This window comes from Streptococcus oralis (genome assembly GCF_023109155.1).
GTDB classification, from domain to species: domain Bacteria; phylum Bacillota; class Bacilli; order Lactobacillales; family Streptococcaceae; genus Streptococcus; species Streptococcus oralis_BZ.
This window is the reverse complement of record NZ_JALDUA010000011.1, coordinates 1-2,619: the sequence shown is the minus strand read 5'-3', so window position 1 is coordinate 2,619 and position 2,619 is coordinate 1. Positions and strand designations below refer to the sequence as shown.

The window sequence follows — 2,619 nt, the reverse complement described above, 5'->3', positions numbered from 1 at the left end:
ATGGCTCTCCTTCAGGAAAGTAATGGATTTGGTCTCCTAAACCAAGGGAACATCATGTGGAATGGTGATGACAATCAACCAAATCAAGATGCGCATGGCAAGACAGATACTAAACCAAGTACCATTCGCCGTTCAAATCCTGTTTATGTGAAACCTCCAGTTGTAACCGAAATTACGAAGAAGGTTAATGACAAAGAACATGAAGATTTGAAGGCAGAAGAGGAACTCTTTGAGTACAAGGTGACTGCTCCATGGCCAGGTATTGCGGACAACTTTACGCTGACAGATACAGTTGTTCCAGAGTTAGAAGTTCAAGCAGATAGTTTGAATGTAAAACTCGGTGGAAAAGATAACGCTGATTTGAAAGGTGCGACAACTGTTTCAGATCAAACCGTTTCGTTGACACTAGACAAAGCTGGTCTTGAAAAAATCACTCGTAAAGTGAATCGCCGTAAGGTGAAAGACATTCAATATGTAGAATTAACCTTTAAGGCGAAGATCCGTAAAGGTGCTGATCTTTCTAAATACAAGAAAGATGGTCAAGTAAAAGTACCAAATACAGCGGATGTGATCTTGAACGATGTGAAACAAACCTCTAACGAAGTAACGGTTACCCCACCAAAACCAAAAGAACCAACTATTGATAAGAAAATCAATGAAAACTTGGATAGCTTCCAAACGTTTGATGGGCAACCATACAACTACAACATTACAACAGCAGTACCAAGTGATGTTGCTAATTACAAGAAATTTGTGATTCGTGATACACTGGATGCTAATTTGGAACTTGCAGGAGACGTAAGTATTAAAGGTTCTGCAGCGGCCCTCTTTGATATCCACACCAATGGCCAAGAGATTACGGCAACGGTGAAGGATGGTCAGTTTGGTGAACTTGCAAAATACTCAACTGTTGAACTAGTCATTCCTGCAAAAGTTAAAAATGGTGTGACAGGTACAACCATTGAAAACAAGGCCTCTATTTCCTTTACAAATGAGAATAATGTAGAGAAAGAAGTTGAATCGAAACCGGTCACCGTAACGCCACCTCCTGTAACGAAGAAGATCAATGAAACTCTTGATCACTTAGATATCGCGACAGGTCAAGCGTATAACTACAACATTAAGACAAAACTTCCAACAGATATTACAGATTACAAGAAATTTGTGATTACAGATACACTTGAAGGAGATTTGTCAGTTATCAATGAAACTTCAAGCAAACCAGTTATCAAAGGAGCGGCTGCAGCCTTCTTCGATGTAACAGTTGAGGGTCAAACCGTAACTGCAACGATGAAGGACTTTGCGAACGCTACAGACCTTGCTGGTCAAGAAGTGGAATTGATTATTCCGGCTAAGATCAATGATGGAGTGACTCGTATCAACATTCCAAATACTGCGAAGTTTAGCTTCACAGATAAGAACGATCATAGCGGAGAAAAAGAAACGAAACCTGTCACCGTAACCCCTCCATCAGAACCAGGTGTTGATAAGAAAATCAACGAAACACTGACAGAGGCAACAATCGGTGCGGAAACCGACTTTACTTATAATATCAAAGCGAAATTGCCAAATGATATTACAACGTACAAGTCCTTCGTTGTAACGGATACCTTGGATGAGAACTTGACTCCAGGTCAAGCTGAAATCAAGGGAGCTGCAGCGAAATTCTTCGATGTAACAGTTCAAGGTCAAACCGTGACTGCAACGATGAAAGATTTTGCGAATGCGGGTGACTACGGTAACCAAGAAGTAGAGCTCGTGATTCATGCCAAAGTGAAGAAAGGCTCAACTGTTCCATCTATTGAGAACAAAGCTAAGATTACTTACACCAACAAGAATGACCAACAAGGTGAGAAAGAAACCAAGCCAGTCACTGTTACACCACCACCAATCACGAAGAAGGTGAATGGTCAGGAACACGCAGATCTTGGTAAGTTATCAGAAATCTTTACTTATACGATTGACTCAACGGTTCCACACGTGGCAGATAGCTTCACCATTTCAGATGATATCGTCAAAGAATTGGCATTTGAAGGAGAAGCAACGGTCACTGTTGATGGCCAAGCTGTTCAAGACCTCACTGTAACAACAGAAGGTCAACGTTTGATGGTCACATTTGGTAAAGAGCAGGTGAAACAATATGCTGGTAAAGCTGTACAAGTTTCATTTAAGGCTAAGGTGAAGGAAGGCATTACCTTTGATGCACTTTTAGCGGCTTATCCAAATGAATCAAAAGACAAGCCGGTAGTACCAAATACTGCTAGCTACATCATTAATGATAATCCTGATTCTAAGAAAGAATCAAAACCAGTTACCGTTACACCACCACCAACCACTACTCCAGAGCTTAAGAAGGAAGTAAACGGAGCAGAACGTTATGATCTTGCAAAACGTAATGAAGAATTTACTTATACTTTGAAAACAACAATGCCTGCCAGCGCAACTGTGTTTGAGATGACAGACGAGTTGAAAGAAGTTCTAGAATTTGTTGGTGAGAATGCTTCAGCCACTGTTAAACTTGATGGTGAGAATGCAGGATCGAAGGCGACAGTGACACTTTCTGGTCAAGTCATCAAAGTTGCCTTTACAGAAGCTTCTGTCAAAGCAGATGCAGGTAAG

Annotated in this window: 1 pseudogene; it reads left to right on the top strand. The window is 40.9% G+C overall.

Features of this window, described 5'->3' with window-relative positions:
* Positions 1–2,619: pseudogene (gene padA, locus M1F63_RS10060) on the top strand (LPXTG-anchored isopeptide-forming adhesin PadA); the annotation flags it as partial.